Genomic DNA, 15,457 nt, shown 5'->3' with positions numbered 1-15,457 from the left:
GGGTCACTTCTCTTCTGGTGGGTCCACGTCGTGGTGTGTCTGGATGTCCGGCAGCTTCCTGACGGCACGTCTGAGGAGGGAGGTGTGTCCCTGTTCGTCCCTGTACCATGTCACGGTCAGCCCGCCAGCCGCCACGAGCGATATCACGGCGAACGGCCCGCCGGTCAGAACAGCCAGCGCCTGTAGCGTCTCAGCGCCCCCCAGTAACAACACCGAAACGGCGACCGCACCCTGGAAGACGCCCCAGAAGGCGATGTGCGTCGTCGACGGTGCGAGTCCCCGGCGCGTCGCCAGAACCGAGACGACGAGCGTCGAGGTGTCCGCCGAAGTGGTCATGAACACGATGATAAGCGCGAGAAACAGGAACATCAGGAGCTGTCCCAGTGGCAGCGACGCGAACAGCGGGAACCCGGCGATAGCCTCCGAACCCCCTCGTTGTGCGATAGCGGCGAGGATATCGGCCCGGCCCGTCTGCTGGATGAACAGCGACGTACCACCGAGTAGCAGGAACCAGACCATCGTCGCCGCCGAGGTTGCGACGACGCTCGTGAACACGACGGTCCTGACCCGACGACCGCGGGAGAGGGCGGCGACGAACAGCCCCGCGAAGGGAGCCCAGGAGAACCACCACGACCAGTTCCAGACGGTCCACTCCGTGACCCACTGCCCGCCCGTGTGGAGACTCAACGGCACGAACGCCACCACGTAGGTCCCGAGCGCCTGCGTTCCTCGCTGGAGAATGAACGACCGCGGACCGACGGCGACGATGAGGAGCGCGAACAGGCCGAACAGGACGATGTTGAGACCGGCGATACGGCGGATGCCGCGGTGGATTCCGGTCACGCTGGAGACGACGAATATCAGCGTCAATCCACCGACGAACAGGACCGGCCCAACATCACCGGCTGCCACGTCCCACTGGTAGTTGATACCGGCGAGGAACTGCTCACTCACGAGCGCGACTGAAGTGGCGATGCCGCCGATAGTGGCGAAGACGGCCAGCGTGTCGACGAGTTTGGCCCACACCGAATCTAGCCCCTCAGCGCCGAGAATCGGCGCTAGCACCGTCGAGACGCGAAGCGGTGCACCCCGGGTGAACGCGAAGTACGCTATCGGGACACCGATGACGGCGTAGGCGCTCCAGGCCGAGACGCCCCAGTGGAAGAGGGTGTACAGCAGCGCGCCGTTGATAGCTTCCGGTGATTGAGCCGCTACACCGACGTAGGGGGGCGGCTGCTCGAAGTGAAACAGGGCTTCTGTCGGGCCCCAGAACACCAGTCCGGCCGCGATACCGGCCGTGAACACGAGCGTGAAGTACGTCGGATAGGTGTAGCTTGGCTCCGTATCCGGACCGCCCAGCTTAATGTCGCCCCAGGGACCCACCAGCAAGAACAGGCAGTAACAGACGGAGAGGAAGACGGCGGCGAGAAACAGCGGGCCACCACCACGCAGCACCGTGGCTGCTGCCGCGTCAACGGCATTGGTCGTCCGTGTCGGGTATGCCGCCTGGAGCCCGAAGAACGCGGCGAACACGAGCACCGGGAACGTGAGGATCGCTGGCTCGTGCTGTGTGAGAAACTCGCGGACGGCCTGCCGGACATCGGTCCTACGGACCCGAAGGAGGACATCGGCCGCGGCCGGCGCGGTGTCGTCTTCGGAGTACGGAAGCAGCGCGATGTAACACAGTCCAGAGCTGAAAAACACGAGGGCGATAGTCAGCCACGCCGGGCCGGTCACGGCTTCGCCGACGAGCGTCGGAAAGAAGAACCCCGCGAGCACGAGCGCCCCGGACGCGGCACACAGTGGCACCAGTACTCGGCCGACGATCTCCGCAATGCCACTGGCGTCCGAGGTGGCCATACCCTGATATTCAGTATCGAATACATATATTACTATCCCAGAGCGCGCTTCAACCTGGAGTCGGAGCGTGTCGATCCTGTCAGTGGCAGGCTCCAGGACAGTTTACTTCGGGGCGTCGGTTTCGGTCCCGTCGCCGCCTGTCCCGATTCCGTCCAGCAGTGCTTCGCTCGACCCACGGCCCAGTACCGATTGGCCCAAGAGCCGCCCGCCGATAGAGCGGGGATTGATGACTTCGTCCGCCCCGACAGCGCGGAACTTCTCGACGTGTTTCTCGGCGGTCGCCGCCGCGACTGTCCTGATGTCCGGATTGACGTTTTTCGTCGCGATGACCGCGAGCACATCGCGTGCGTCGTCGTTACTCCCCACTACAACGCCGCTTGCCGACCCGACGCGTGCGTCCCTGAGGACATCCTCGTCGGTGGGGTCACCGGTGAGCAGATTCACGCCCTCGCCCTGCAGCGACGCCACCGTTTCTTCGTCGGGCGTGACGACGACGACTTCCGTCTCGTCGCCTAGTTCATCGAGCAGCGATGCCGTAACGTCTCCGTACCCCAGAACCACGATATGGTCCTCGAGAAGTGTGAGTTCTGATGCTGTCATGACTCCGAACGCTGTCGCCATTCTGGACTCGATAGCCGGCCCGATGAGCGCGCCCACGGCGACGGTGAACGCACCGGTCCCGAACAGGATGATCGAGAGCGAAAACCACCGTGCTTCCGCTGTCACGGGTGTGATATCGCCGTAGCCGACCGTCGCGATGGTGACCACGACGTAGTAGACGGCATCGCTCCAACTGTCGAGTTCGAGAAACTGGGCGCGAAGTCCGTACGCGCCCACAGTCCCGTAGAGAATAACCCCGAAAATCGCCGACAGCGACGCGATCTGAATCGGCGAGAGGTCGAGCGACTGGTCGAAGCGGTGGCGGTTCCGGACCAGCAACGGGTACGTGCCCAGCGTCATCACCAGTAGGGGGATGTCCGTGGGCTGAAACGTGGCAAGCGGCAAGAGCACCAGACCGAGAAACACGACAGCCGCGACGCGCCAGGCGAGTCGCTTGCGTCGCTGGAGCCCGACCGTCACGACGCCGAGGATGAACGCGAACAACACCCCACCGAACCTGACGAAGGGTAACGGAAGGTCGACGACTGCGGTCAGCGGGCCATTGAGCGCAAGCGACGCCTGACTGAGATTCGAAAGTCCGGTCACGAACGCCAGGAGCGTTACCACACCGGTCAGAACGACCGTCGGCTTCGCGCCGGATAGCTCGTCCCACTCCACGAACGGAACCCTGTCGGCCGGATAGAACACGTCCTCCAGTGTCCGGTCCGAGGAGTCTTCCGGGACGTTAGCCATTGACACACTGTTGTCGGAGTCGATATAAAAAACACGCGGCGAGCGGACACCGCACTCAAGACAGCGGGCCCCGTACGATCTTATCAATGCGTCGATTGCACGAGTACAGATGTCGCTGTTCGCCAGGAGCGCTTGGAGGGAGTTGGAACCGACTCACGCGGAGGCCGGACAGATGAACGCCGCCGTCCTGTTCGGACTGGGGACGATGATAGCCTGGGGGTTCTGGATAGCGTTCGGCAACGTCGCGTCGAGTACGATGGACCCGGAGACTGCGGCGTTCGTGTCGTATGCGGCCGCAACTGTCGTCACCGGCATGTACGTCGCTGTCTCCGACGCGTCACTGGTCGTCACGAACCGAGGCTTGCTGTTCGCGGGCGCGGCCGGCGTCGCGGCAGCCGTCGGCGTGGTTTCGACGTTCGTCGGCGTAACCGTCGGGTCGACGTCGGTGGTCTCCACCATCGGTGGGATGTACTTCATCACCGCCGCAGTCATCGGCGTCATCGCGTTCGGGGAGTCGATGACGCTGACGAAAGCCGCGGGCATCGGACTGGCGCTGACCGCGATTGTCGTCATCAATCAATGACTGGACACAACTGGTAAGCTCCCGAGAACGTTGTGCGAGTGCGACCCGACACGGGCGGGATTTATGCAACGAGGTCAGGTAGGGTTGGGTATGAAGCGCGTAATCAGCACCGACGAGGCACCGGCCGCGGTCGGCGCGTACAGTCAGGCAGCGTCGAACGGCGACCTCCTCATCACTGCCGGGCAGCTTCCGCTAACGACAGACGGCGAACTCCTCGACGACGAGCCAGTCGCCGACCAGACGCGGCAGTGTCTCCGTAACGTCGAGGCGATTCTTGCGGCAGAGGACCTTTCGCTGGATGACGTGCTCAAGACGACGGTCTATCTCGACGACATCGACGACTTCGACGTGTTCAACGAGGCCTACAGCGAGTTCTTCGAGTCGGACCCGCCGGCACGGAGCGCCGTTGGCGTGGGTGCGGTGCCGAAGGGCGCAGCGGTCGAAATCGAAGCCATCGCCACCGCCGACTATAGTAGCCATTGAAAATCAATGCACACCTGATCGCACGACTGCAGTGCGATCAGTGTGTAAATCGTTTCAATTGTTACTATAGCGAGTACGGCCGCTCCGTTCTCTACCGCAGTTCCATCTGTTCGGCTCGCTCAGCGGCGAGGGTCGTCAGTTCCCCGACGCTACTGTCCGAGCGGTCCGCGAGGACGCGAAGCAACATCCCGAGCTGTATCGCCGCTGCCTCGCGGAGTTCGGCCGCCTCTTCGGTGTCGTTACCGAAGTAGTACTCGTGGCGGCCGTCCTCGTGGATGATGCCAGTGTACACCGAGCGCAGGTCGGATTCGGTTATCGCGGCTGACGCCTCCGTTTTGACTTCCTCGAATCGTGGATTCATCGTTTCGATTGGGGTAAGGTCCCGCTGCCTCATTGTTTCGACGGAACGACCCGGCCAGCGCTGTCCGATCAGTGTATACGCAAGTGATATGTTGTGGGGATAGATGGCTCCACTGCGACCGGGACCGCTCGGCCGGGGTTTTTAATCGTTCAGCACGACGCACAGAGTATGACACAGGAAACCACGGCCTTCGCTCATACGACCGTCGTCCGCGTGTCGACGGATGGCGGGTCACAGAGCGGGGACCGGGTCCGCTCCGCGGCACGGACAGCGGCGGACTCGGTCCCGGTCGTCAGGACGGGGCCGACGGGCATCACAGCGGCCACGCCGCTGGTAATGGTCACGAGTGGCGGACGGACAGCGTTCTACGGCGACCCGTCACCGGGGACCGTTCGTGACCTCGTCGACGAACTCGAAGCGGGGACAGTACTGACAGCCGACGCGGACGCCGTCGTCGAGCACGACCCTGAGACGGCGTCGCTTCCCGTCCCGGAGCGCGGCCCGCTCTCGGTCGGCCGACGGTCGGTGCTGGGTCCCTGTGGCTGGGTCGCCCCGCTGGACGCGGCCGACTGGTCGTTTGTCTCGACTGAGCGGACCGCCGACGTTGCGGCGGAAGCCGGGCTGCTGGGTCGGGGCCGCGGGGACGCGGCCGCCGACGAGCCAATCACCGACGTGTGGGAAACGGTCAGAGCGACCGACGGCGACCCGGTGGTCGTCTGCAACGCCAACGACGCCAGCACCCTCCCGACAGGCGACGAAACACTCCTGTCCGGAGCACCGATGGCAGTCCTCGACGGGATTGCGGCGGTCGCCGGGTACGTGGACGCCGAGGACGCTGTCATCTACATCAACGAATCACAGACGGGTTTACAGGCGCACCTCCGAGAGGCAATCGACGCGGCCACCGACACACTCCCCGTCGTGCCGCAACTGGTGGCCGGTCCGGACGAGTTCCGCGCCGGCGAACCCACGGCGGCGCTCGAAGCACTGGAGGGGGCTGACCGCGTCGAACCGCGGCTCCAGCCGCCTTCACCGGCCAAGCACGGCCTGTACGGTCGCCCAACAGTCATCCACACGCCGCGGACGTTCGCACAGGTCCAGCGGGCCGTCGCCGAGCCAGAAAGCATCGATGCTGACGCCGCGGACCCGGGGACGCGAATCGTAACCGTCACCGGCGACGTTCCGGACCCGGCGACGGTCGAACTCGGATCGAGCGGCAGCCTCACGGCGGCCCGCGAGGCGGTCGAGATGGACGGCTCGTGCAAGATGGCCTGTGTCGGCGGCGTCCTCGGTGGCATCACTCGAAACCTCGACATGGCACCGACCGCCCAGTCGCTTCGAGCCGCTGGCCTCGGGACCGACGGCGTCGTCGAACTGTTCGACACCGACCGCTGTGCCGTCGAGACGGTCGGGAAACGGGCCCGGTTCGCGTCGATGGAAAACAGCGGCCGGTGTGTCCCCGGTCGTGAGGGGACAAAACAGCTCGCTGAACTCCTTCGCGACATCTACCAGGGTTCGTTCGAGAGCGACAAGATACGCGAACTGGGCCGTGTGATGCGCCAGTCCAGCAACTGCCAGATCGGTGCGCACGCGCCGCGGCCGGTGACCACCGCCATCGACGAGTTCGAGCCGGAGTTCCGCGCCCACACGGACGGCCACTGTCCCAGCGGCACCTGCACGGAGAAACTATGAGCACAGACAAATCGATTCCACGAGTTCCAGACCTACACGACCCACAGCCCGAGACAGCAGTCACCCGCGAGTTCGAGACCGGAACTGCCAACGACCCCGACGTGGGGACCGACACGGACGACCCGACGACGCTCACCGTCGACGGCCACTCCGTCACCGTCGGTCCGGGGTCGACCATCATCGACGCCCTACAGGACCTCGATGACGACGTCGTCAGCGTCGACCCCGGCGCGGACGGCGTCGAAGACGACGCCGACGTGCCGGCGCTGTGTTACTACGACCGCGGTGGGGACTGCAGCGACGAGATCGGCCCGCGCAGCGAGTGTCGCACCTGCATGGTCGAGACGGCTGAACACGGCCTCGTCCCGTCGTGTTCGTTCCCCGCCGAAGACGGCCTCACCGTCTCGACGGGCTCCCCCGACGCCGAGGAGGCCCGTAGCGTCAATCTCGACCTCGTGCTCTCGAACCACAATCTCCGGTGTACCACCTGCAACGGGAACGGCCGCTGTGAGTTGCAAGACGCCGCTATCAGCGAAGACGTCGACCACCCCCGCTACGGCGTCTTCGACGAGCGCGACCAGTACGAACCCATCGACGACACCTCCTCGTTCATCCAGATAGACCGCAACAAGTGCATCCTCTGTAACCGCTGTGTCGACGCCTGCAACGACGTTCAGGTCGAGGGTGTCCTCCGTATCGAGGGCCACGGCGAGGACACCCGTATCGGCTTCCAGTCCGACGCCGAAACCATGCACGACTCGGAGTGTGTCTCGTGTGGCCACTGCGCGACAGTGTGCCCCACCGGCTCGCTGACAGAGAAGGGGATCGGCGGTGCGGCGACGCTTCCGCTTCCGGGCTTTACCCAACGGAACTCAATCGGGAAAGTCATCGAGCACGAGGACGTCGAGACCATCGACGACACCACCGCTCCGAACCGCGGGTTCGAGCCCGGCGACCCGAGAGCGCCGAAGGGGAAGAAGGGCCTGGCCAAGTTCGCGTCTGCGGCGAAACGGCGGGCCGGTGACATCGCCAAGGACTACGGCAAGAAAGCGTTCCTCGCCGGCGAACACACCGCCGAGAGTATCGCAGCGAACACGATGCCCGAGGGCCGGCTGTTCGACATCGCCAGCGTGGTCAGCGACTACCGCCTCTCGAAAATCGACAAGCAGGAGACGACCTGCGGGTTCTGTGCCGTCGGCTGTCGCTTCGAGATGTGGGGCAAGGACGGCGACTCACTCGGCGTCGTCCCGGTCGATGACCCCGACGACGCGCCCGCGAACAACTTCTCGACCTGCGTCAAGGGGAAGTTCGGCCACGAGTTCGCCAACAGCAAACAGCGGGTCACCGAGCCGCTCATCCGCAACGACGACGGCGAACTCGAACCAACGAGTTGGGACGAGGCGCTCGATTATGTGGCCGAGCGCTTCTCCGAGATTCAGGACCAGCACGGCATCGACTCGCTGGGCTGTCTCGCTTCCTCGAAGGGCAGCAACGAGGAAGCGTACCTCGTCCAGAAGTTCGCCCGGCAGGTGCTGGGCACGAAGAACATCGACAACTGCGCCCGGCTATGCCACTCCTCGACGGTCGCAGCGCTCCAGCAAACGCTTGGCTACGGCGCGATGACCAACCGTATCAACGAGGACATCGGCGAGGCTGACGCCTACCTCATCAGCGGTTCCAACACCACGGAGTCACATCCGGTGCTCGCCACTCGCATCAAGCAGAACGTCCGGGAAGGGGCCGACCTCGTCGTGTTCGACCCGCGGAAGATCGGCATCGCCGAACACGCCGACCAGTACACTCGCACGAACCCCGGCTACGACGTGGCCTGGCTCAACGGCCTGATGCGGTACATCATCGAACACGACCTCCACGACGAGGAGTTCATCGAGCGCAACACGAAGAACTTCGAGGAAGTCAAGGAGAAAGTCCAGGCGTTCACGCCCGAAAAAGTCGAGGAACTGGCGGGCGTGTCACCCGAGGAACTCGCCTCGGCGGCCGAGACACTCGCCGACGCCGACAGCGTCGTCTTCGGCTGGGCGATGGGGATGACCCAACAGAGCCACGGCACGGAGAACCTCATCGCGATGGCCGACCTCGCGCTCGTCCTCGGGCAGGTCGGCAAGCCGGGAGCCGGCCTCTCGCCGTTCCGCGGCCAGAACAACGTTCAGGGCGGCGGTGGCGACATGGGGACCCTTCCGGGGAGTCTCCCGGGCTATCAGAACCCAGCCGACGACGAGGTCGGCGAGAAGTTCGCCGACGCGTGGGGCGAGCGCCCGCCCAAGGAGCCCGGACTCAAAGTACCAGAGATGCTCGCCGAGGCCCACGCAGGGAACCTCCGCGGCATGTACGTCGTCGGCGAGAACCCGGCGCTCTCAGAGCCCGACATCCAGCACGCCGCCGAGGCCCTGGAAGACCTGGAGTTCCTCGTCGTCCAGGACATCTTCATGACCGAAACGGCGGACTACGCCGACGTGGTGCTGCCGGCGGCCACCTCGCCGGAGAAACACGGTACGTTCACCAACACCGAGCGACGCATCCAGCGGGTCCGCCCCACGTCCGAGCCGCCGGGCAAGGCCCGCCAGGACTGGGAAATCACGCAGGCGCTGGCCCGTCGGCTGGGCTACGACTGGGACTACGACCACCCGCGGGAGGTCATGGACGAAATCAACTCGCTCGCGCCCATCTACGGCGGCGTCACGTACGACCGGCTCGAATCGGGCGAGGAACACGGCCTGCAGTGGCCCTGCTGGGACGAGGGCCACGAGGGCACGCCGTATCTCTATGATTACGAGGACGGCAATTTCAATTTCGAGGACGGCAAAGCCCGCTTCGTTCCGGCCGACGGCGGGCACCCCGGCGAAATTCCCGACGAGGAGTACCCGCTGACGCTCACTTCGGGTCGGGTGCTGTATCACTGGCACACGGGTCAGATCACCCGCCGCGTCGAGGGGCTGATGAGCCACGTCGGCGAGAGCTTCGTCGAGGTGCATCCCGAGACGGCCGAGAAACTCGGCATCAGTGACGGCGAGTACGTCCGCGTCGAGTCCCGCCGGGGCGACATCGTCGTCAAGGCGCAGGTGACCGAGCGCGTCGGCCCGGGGACGCTGTTCATCCCGATGCACTTCGCAGCTGGCGCGGTCAACAAGCTCACCGGCGAGACGTTCGACCCGACCGCCGGCATCCCCGAGTACAAAGTGTCGAGCGTCCGCGTGGAGGTGCTGGGTCCGGAAACGGACGAAGCGGTGCTTCGGACGCCAGACGCCGGCGGGAAACAGATCCGGAAGCGAGGGGCAGGCGACGACTGAACCGGGGCATCCACTTCCGGCCAATACGCGGGAACGTCAATGGTGCCGGACAAATTCTGACCGCTCTCACACATATGGCTATATTTAAGTCTGATTTAGTTCCAAACGTCAGTTCTGCGTATTTCCTTCTCCATACTAAACCGATTGACACACACTTGTCCGACAGATAGATTTGAAATGTCCAGATATATTCACAGTTAGTCTATCCACGCCTGCGCTACCGATGTCGCTGTCAGTCCTCACTCACGCGGTCCGGCCGGTCGGTCCGCGATCTCATCGAGGAGGTCGACGAGAGAATCGGTCGCCAACTCCAGCAGCGTCTCCCCGCGTTCGGCGCTCCCCTCGCGCGGGTCACCGACGACGCCGTTTTCGGTGAACTCGTCTGCATCGAACGCGAGGTTGACGCCGCTTTGCCACTCCCCCCAGCCGTCGCTACCACCGGCCGCCGCCTCGTCCAGTCGGTCCTCGTGGACTGTTTCGGTATTCGTGTGCTGGAGGAGTGAGGTTTCCAGCGGCCCACCGTGGCCCATATCGGTGCTGTGGTCGCCGACCGCGTTGAACCATGTGAACGGGACGGCGAAGGCCTCGTCGTGGCGGGTTATCGTGCCGGACACTTCCCGCAACGCGTCGATGTTGCCGCCGTGGCCGTTGACCAGCACCACATGGTCCCAGCCGTGGCTCGCGAGGCTCTGGACGATGTCCCGGACGTACGACCGAAACGTCGACTCGGAGGTCCACAGCGTGCCGGTGAACGCCCGATGCTCCTCGGCGACGCCGACAGGGACTGCCGGAGCGACAACGACGGGGTCGTCGTACCGCTCGGCACCGCGTTCGGCGACCGCCTCGGCGTCGAGCGTGTCCGTCCCGAGCGGCGCGTGTGGCCCGTGTTGCTCCGTGCTCCCGACGGGAAGCAGCGCCAGGCTCGTCTCGACAGCCGCCATATCAGTCCAGGTTTCCGTCTGTAGATCCATGGTCACGTCTCTGTACGAAGCGGAAATAAAGCCCAGTCTCTCTCCGCCTGTTACGGTTGGTTGCCATCTACACAAAATGGAACACGTACGGCCCGGACCACACCTCAACTGCGGAGCGACTGCTCATACTGCCGGCTGTACCTATTTCAAGAGATTCGCCACCCCGAGGTGGCGAGATTCTTCACAGACGTACAGCCGGCAGTATCAGTCCCCGGTCGAGGCAGGGTTGTTCCGCCGTGACCAGATCAGCGGTGTCCCGGCAGGTTCTACCACGCGAGCAGTCAGGTAGACAAGCGAGACGATGGCGGCATACTCGATCACACTGGCGACCAAATGTAGCTCGGACGGGATGTTTATCGATACGACGACCGGCGGCTGATTCATCGATGCATGGAACAGGGCGACGAGCCAGAGGTTGTACAGTCCCCAGAACGCGATGACCACCCCGATCACGGGAATCAGTGTGCGAACAGGCGGGAGCAGAGAGCGCGGTGAGACGGTCTCTATTCTGAGCGCACCAACCGTGAGTGCGACGAGGAAGACACCTCAGAGCATTCCCAAGACGGGCGGCGGCGATACGCCGGGGGAGATGATCACCAGTCCGGAGAGGACGACAATTACCAGGAGGTACGTTACAACGAGAACCAACGGCCCCACCTGAATCTCGGCAGGCCAATATCAGGGCGCAACATCCAGTCGGAATCCGATGGGCGACCCAAAATTGTCTTCCATCTCGCAGTCCGGTGCAAATCCGTCGACGGCGAGTACCAAGGTGTGTGGGTTGTCTACAACCCACAGCTCTCGACGTTTAAAACCAGTTTTTAGTCTCTGGTAGCTTTAGTATGCTCCCGACCGACGGGTCAAACGCCGGCGACCGCCTGAGACGGTTCCCGGCTGCCAGCGCCCTCCCCGTATGCCGCCGGTTTCCACGAATCGGAATCCATCCCAGTCCGGGTGTCCACACGGCAACGGGCACACCCCGCCCTCCCCGTTGTCGACTGCTCAATTAACAGTGCGTTGGCACTACAGTTGAGACCCACACCACAGACCGAAAGTAACCATGAAACGACGTGTATGCCGGTTATACTGTTGCTATGTGAATGTACGCGCGTCGTTTTTTAGAGGCGACGTGTTCTACGATATGTATCACCGAGTAGCCGGACATCTCGGTACGGCACTCGATTCCCGGGCAGTGTTCGCTGAGAGGCCGGCGCCCCACATTCCGACGGGCGTATCGCGGCAGGTGGTCAGCAGTGCGTGATCGGACTGTTCTGCTACTGGCCGTCGTCGCAATCGTATCACTCACTGGTAGCATCGCAATGCTCGCAGTGGCAGGGCCAACAGACCCCCGTCCGGATAGGGCCGATGCCGCATCAGTATCGGTGTCGGACGGAGCAGCCGGCCGGTTCGCACGTCTCCACACGGCCGGGGTCACAGGTTCGAACGTCTCGGTCGGCATCGTCGATCCGACCGGATTCGACACGGAGTCGGAACCGATTGCCGGACAGGTCACCGAAACACGGAGCTTCGGCGGTGGGTCCGTAGACGACACACGGGAGGCACACGGAACCGCGACGGCCGCCGTCGTGTCGCGGACCGCACCGGACGCCGACCTCTATCTCGCCCGGGTCGATAGCGTCGACAGTTACCGACAGGCAGTCAACTGGCTCGTTCAAGCGGACGTCGACGTGATTGTCGCACCCGTTTCGTTCTACGGGCAGCCAGGCGATGGAACCGGACCGGTCGCCCGGAGTGCGACGCGAGCGACGGAGAGTGGGTCAGTGTTCATCGCCCCAGCCGGTAATCTCGCGCAGTCCCACTGGTCGGGGCAGTACACGTCCGAGGCCGTCCAGAATCGGACAGTCGCGTTTACCAACGGGAGTCGGGAGAATTACGTTCGAGGCGGGACCGAAATCACGGTCTGGCTCTCGTGGGACCGAGGCCACGCAGACGAGGAGTACACAGTCGAACTGTATCGGACGAACGGAACCGACTCCCGTCTCGTCGCCCGCTCACAGCCCTACCGCGGTGACGATGTACCAAACGAGCGTATCGTTGCCGACGTCAGACCCGGCGACTACTATCTCGTCGTTCGAGGGCCAGCATCGCCGACTGGCGCGCGGCTCCGGCTCGTGTCACCGACGCACGACCTCCAGCACACGACGACTCGGAACAGCATTGTGGCTCCGGGCACGGCCCGGAAAGCCGTCACTGTCGGGGCGTACAACAGCCGTATCGACCAGCTCGAACCGTTCAGTTCACGAGGCCCGACAGTCGATAGCCGAGTCGGCGTCGACGTCGTGGCCCCGGATAGACAGTTCGCCGCCGCAGCACCTGACGGCTTCGTCGGCTCTTCGGCCGCAGTCCCCTACGTCGGTGGCACCGCAGCCTTGCTACTGGACGCAAACGGGTCGCTGTCCCCCCGCGAAACCGAACACCTGCTGGAACAGACCACGAGAGACGTGGGACGACCGGGACTCGACAACGGAACCGGCCACGGGGCGGTCGAGCCAGTCCGCGCGGTGCGGGCAGCACAGAACCGTACTGATGGTTAAAACTCGTTTTAACCCAGCCACAGACCTTTGGGGGAGTGCCGTATCATATATCCGACAGTGACCCATGTCGAGCCCTATCGAAACGTTACAGGAGCGGACCGGGACAGCAGACGAATCACCGCGGGTACTCGGTGTTGCGGAGAACGAAACCGACGACGTCCTCGACGCGCTCGCATCGGACACCAGCCGGTCGCTGTTCCGCACGCTGTACGACAAGCCTGGAACGCCGTCCGAGATAGCGGACCGGTGTGACACGTCGGTCCAGAACGTCCACTACCACGTCTCGAATCTCGAAGACGCAGAGCTCATCGAACCGGTCGAGACGGTCTACTCCTCGAAGGGCAACGAGATGACCGTGTACGGTCCCGCAAGCGATCCGATTGTGCTCGTCGGCGACCGCGACCTGGAGCCGCGTCTCCAGCAGTCGATGGCTGATGTCGTCACTGGGCTGGGACTCATCGGCTTCGCGAGCCTCTTCGTCCAGTGGGGCGCGGAGAAACTGGCGGACTCAGCCGGGAGTAGTGGCGTTCTAGCCCCAGCAAGTCCGCAGGCAGGACCGGTCAGTGGAACCAGCACACTCGCGTGGTTCGTTTTCGAAGTCGTCGAGCCGGGGGTGCTGTTTTTCTGTCTCTGTCTCACCGTTCTCGGTATGGCTGCGCTGCTGACTGAGGACTGACGTTGCACAGACTATGCTCCGAGAACGAGACGGCCGTTGTAGACGGTCAGCGCGCAGGGCCGAATAGCTCACCGAGCCAGCTCCCGGCGTTGTAGTTGTAATTATATCGGTGGGAGCGGGTGTCTGACCAGAAAAGCCGCCTCGAACAGTCCAGACGTGGTTTCAAAAAACGGACGGTTAGATGCCCGTCACAGCGTCAGTTCATGATAGACCGCAAGCATATCCCCACGCCGGCAATGGCGAGGATTGCGCCGACGGCGAGAGCGCCAGTACCGATTCCCAAGCCAGCGTCCTGTGACTGCCCTGGGGCCGGCGTTTCGCCGGTAACTGAATCGACGCCATCGGACGACGCGTCCGCAGTGGAGTTGGTGCCATCAGTGATCAGTAGTGTGCCGACCGCATCGGGTTCGTCGGCCGCCTCGGTCCCGCGAAACAGCGACAATTCATAGCTCGCCGCGGCGAGTTGCGAATCGAGGGCAACCTCCGAACCGGACTCGACTGCGACGGCGTCGGCGTCCGCCGCGGTTTCGAGGGTGGGTTCGTCGTGGCCGGCCGCCGTGGTGTCGAACAGGAGCACGACACGATCATCGCCGTTCCCGTCGCGGACGGTCGCATTGATCTCGTAGTTGGTGGCCGGGCTCCCGATAGAGACAGTGGCCGCGTCAGCGGTTGCGAGGACGATTGGAATCCGACCAGTGTCGCCCTGTTGAGCCCGGGTCACCGACTCCTCGAAGCCGAATTCGGCAGTCTCCTCGACCTCGAACTCCTCGTTTGCCGTCTCGTTTGCTTCGATGACGAGCGTCCCGACAGTCGGCGAATCGTCGGTCGTGCCGTCGAACACGCGGTAGGTGTACGCGGCGGGGGCAAGCGTCGACGGGAGTTCCGGCTCTGTCGCAGTCACGGTGAGCGAGTCGCCGTCGTCCGCGACACTGAGGGTCTCCGCGTCGGTGCCGGCAGCCGCGGTGTCGAAGAGGACCAGCACCTCACCGTCATCGTCGTCGTCGCTGACAGTCGCGTTGATCTGATAATTGACTGCCTCGCTGCCGACGGAGAGCGTTTTGTTCCCGCCATCAGTCATCGAGACCGGAATTTCAGCGGTTTCTCCCTGAGAGACCGTGACGACGTTTTCGTCCTCGTCAGTCTCTGTCGGAGTCTGGATATCCGGTACCGGGTCAGTACAGTTGCTGTCGCACTCAGCGACGGTTCCAGTACGTTCAAACAGCGTGTCACCGTCGACGTGAGCGGACAGTTCGTAGGACGTGTTCGCCGGCACCCCAGACATGTCGAACTGGGCGACGAACGTCCCGTTGGGCTGCACGCTGACCTGTCTTTGCTGAAGGAATGGGTTCGACGCATCAGCTGACTGGATTCTGACCGTCATCTCAGTCCCGGATTCCAGCGTGGTCTCTCCGGTGATCACCTGCTGTTCGTCTGAGTGCAGTGGAAGACTGTCCTCTGAGACCGTGGCCTGTTGCTCAGCAGCGGCCAGCCCCGGAGCCGTCGCCGTTGCGGCGATAAGCACCGCGGCCAGCGCCACCGACCGAACCCTCACAGAACCACCTCCCGCAGAGCAGGCAACTGTGCATGTATTCGAGGGCGATGCTGCAGACAGTAC

General features: G+C 63.8%; 12 protein-coding genes. 6 read left to right on the top strand and 6 right to left on the bottom strand.

The genetic code is table 11. The features are described 5' to 3' along the window. Positions 1-3 precede the first annotated feature (3 nt). A complete protein-coding gene (locus tag VI234_RS13050; RefSeq protein WP_336330250.1) occupies positions 4-1,860 on the bottom strand; it encodes a BCCT family transporter in 1,857 nt (618 codons plus the stop codon). A 102-nt stretch (positions 1,861-1,962) separates the two neighbouring features. After that, entirely contained in the window at positions 1,963-3,213 is a 1,251-nt protein-coding gene (locus VI234_RS13045) for an NAD-binding protein (protein ID WP_336330249.1), read from the bottom strand. A gap of 172 nt (positions 3,214-3,385) precedes the next feature. Here VI234_RS13045 and VI234_RS13040 point away from each other — a divergent pair, with 172 nt between their 5' ends. Then, on the top strand, positions 3,386-3,796 hold the full coding sequence (locus VI234_RS13040; RefSeq protein WP_008312231.1) for an EamA family transporter: 411 nt from the start codon (positions 3,386-3,388) through the stop codon (positions 3,794-3,796). Positions 3,797-3,886: 90 nt separating this feature from the next. After that, positions 3,887-4,279, top strand: a complete 393-nt coding sequence (locus tag VI234_RS13035; protein ID WP_008312229.1) for a Rid family detoxifying hydrolase — start codon at positions 3,887-3,889, stop codon at positions 4,277-4,279. A 91-nt stretch (positions 4,280-4,370) separates the two neighbouring features. Here the strand turns inward: VI234_RS13035 and VI234_RS13030 are convergent, their stop codons facing one another. Further along, complete coding sequence (locus VI234_RS13030) at positions 4,371-4,640, bottom strand: hypothetical protein (protein ID WP_008312227.1); 270 nt, start codon at positions 4,638-4,640, stop codon at positions 4,371-4,373. A gap of 168 nt (positions 4,641-4,808) precedes the next feature. Between VI234_RS13030 and VI234_RS13025 the strand changes: the two genes are divergently transcribed. Together VI234_RS13025 and fdhF are read left to right on the top strand one after the other, a co-directional pair. Then, the gene (locus tag VI234_RS13025) at positions 4,809-6,332 is read left to right on the top strand and encodes an NADH-ubiquinone oxidoreductase-F iron-sulfur binding region domain-containing protein (protein WP_336330248.1); all 1,524 of its coding nucleotides are present in this window, start codon (positions 4,809-4,811) and stop codon (positions 6,330-6,332) included. Further along, positions 6,329-9,640 (top strand): formate dehydrogenase subunit alpha, encoded by a 3,312-nt coding sequence (gene fdhF, locus VI234_RS13020; protein WP_336330247.1) that lies wholly within the window; start codon positions 6,329-6,331, stop codon positions 9,638-9,640. The genes VI234_RS13025 and fdhF overlap by 4 nt, the downstream gene beginning before the upstream one ends. Positions 9,641-9,879: 239 nt before the next feature. On the opposite strand, the gene VI234_RS13015 is transcribed toward fdhF, so the two are convergent. Together VI234_RS13015 and VI234_RS13010 are read right to left on the bottom strand one after the other, a co-directional pair. Continuing rightward, on the bottom strand, positions 9,880-10,611 hold the full coding sequence (locus VI234_RS13015; protein WP_008312222.1) for a creatininase family protein: 732 nt from the start codon (positions 10,609-10,611) through the stop codon (positions 9,880-9,882). Between the two features lie 204 nt (positions 10,612-10,815). Beyond that, positions 10,816-11,064: a hypothetical protein gene (locus tag VI234_RS13010; protein ID WP_336330246.1), complete on the bottom strand. Its 249-nt coding sequence runs from the start codon at positions 11,062-11,064 to the stop codon at positions 10,816-10,818. 800 nt (positions 11,065-11,864) lie between these two features. On the opposite strand from VI234_RS13010, the gene VI234_RS13005 reads away from it, so the two are divergent. Together VI234_RS13005 and VI234_RS13000 are read left to right on the top strand one after the other, a co-directional pair. Further along, positions 11,865-13,166, top strand: a complete 1,302-nt coding sequence (locus tag VI234_RS13005; RefSeq protein ID WP_336330245.1) for a S8 family serine peptidase — start codon at positions 11,865-11,867, stop codon at positions 13,164-13,166. Between the two features lie 64 nt (positions 13,167-13,230). Beyond that, entirely contained in the window at positions 13,231-13,842 is a 612-nt protein-coding gene (locus VI234_RS13000) for an ArsR/SmtB family transcription factor (protein ID WP_008312215.1), read from the top strand. Between the two features lie 196 nt (positions 13,843-14,038). Here the strand turns inward: VI234_RS13000 and VI234_RS12995 are convergent, their stop codons facing one another. Continuing rightward, the gene (locus VI234_RS12995) at positions 14,039-15,394 is read right to left on the bottom strand and encodes a DUF7827 domain-containing protein (protein WP_336330244.1); all 1,356 of its coding nucleotides are present in this window, start codon (positions 15,392-15,394) and stop codon (positions 14,039-14,041) included. Between the last annotated feature and the right edge of the window lie 63 nt (positions 15,395-15,457).

This window comes from Haloarcula sp. CGMCC 1.2071 (assembly GCF_037078445.1).
Lineage (GTDB): Archaea > Halobacteriota > Halobacteria > Halobacteriales > Haloarculaceae > Haloarcula > Haloarcula amylolytica.
The sequence above is the reverse complement of the archived record's forward strand: the minus strand, read 5'-3'. Positions and strand labels throughout refer to the sequence as shown.